The organism is Massilia frigida (genome assembly GCF_011682175.1).
GTDB classification, from domain to species: domain Bacteria; phylum Pseudomonadota; class Gammaproteobacteria; order Burkholderiales; family Burkholderiaceae_D; genus Telluria_A; species Telluria_A frigida.
This window is the reverse complement of the sequence record NZ_WHJG01000139.1, coordinates 1-942: the sequence shown is the minus strand read 5'-3', so window position 1 is coordinate 942 and position 942 is coordinate 1. Positions and strand designations below refer to the sequence as shown.

Here is a 942-nt window from a genome sequence, read left to right as displayed (position 1 = left end):
CATGGTGTGGGCGTTTTGATTAAGCGTTAGAAACTAAATCATGCCAGAAATGGGCGCCCACCCCCACCTTTTCGCTTGCGCTGCCAAGCAATTTTCATCCGTTCCGCTAGTTTTGCAAGAGGCTCAGGCTTAGAAAATGCGTCTTCCACCTGCTTCCAGACCGCCTTCTCCCGCATTTTTGGCGTCGGCTCTTCAAAGAAGAATGGCGTACCGACATCCTCATGCCCGACCGAAAAATCGATCAGCGTAATCTCGCGATTCAAAACCAGCTGCGCCAGGGAGAGCTCCGCACCAACTCCTGGTCGTACTTCAGACATTGCCGTTTCCCGGTCGTTGGCAACGTACAGACACGGTATTCCCTTCGGATTTACCCTGCCTTCATGTGCCGCATTAGACAGTGGTTTCATGCGCTTAGCTGGAAATGGCGCCGGGTCCGTGTACTCCACTCCATCTTGCTCCATATCGACAGTAGTGGCCCCAACTGAGCCCGCCAGACACATTTGTCCGTAGTGATTCGGCGGTGCCTGAGCTTACTTGTTTGGTAAAGTGTATCGAGAAAGGCATGTATGACTTTGTCATGAACAAACCTGGATTTGTACTTTACTGCGTTCGAAAACGACATGAAGTCGCACCACGACTTGAACTGTTTTGGCATAGGGACCGGCTTACGAAGTGGACAGAACTTGATCATATCAGTCGCCCTTTGCCTCCCCCTAAATATCGTTTTTTCGATGACGATTACCTGAATCCGTGTTCCAGCTCATGCAATAGTTGATCAAGTCATTGATTGCAAAGTAAAATATTGCATTTCCTGCTTTCACCCGACTGATCATGCCACGCTTTGAAGTCAAGCAATCGCGCAACCTGGAATTAACCTCGCACGCCGGGCTCGGCCTGATTGGCCAATGCTTTGAGGCCGCCCAAGTCGAGGCAGTTCTCGAT

General features: G+C 50.6%; 1 protein-coding gene. It reads right to left on the bottom strand.

Annotated features, from left to right (window positions below):
• Positions 1-38 precede the first annotated feature (38 nt).
• Positions 39-407 (bottom strand): RES domain-containing protein, encoded by a 369-nt coding sequence (locus F2P44_RS34365; protein WP_167094570.1) that lies wholly within the window; start codon positions 405-407, stop codon positions 39-41.
• Positions 408-942 lie beyond the last annotated feature (535 nt).

Excerpts from the sequence above, each read along its gene's own strand:
- F2P44_RS34365 (WP_167094570.1), bottom strand. The coding sequence starts at position 407 with ATGAAACCACTGTCTAATGCGGCACATGAAGGCAGGGTAAATCCGAAG.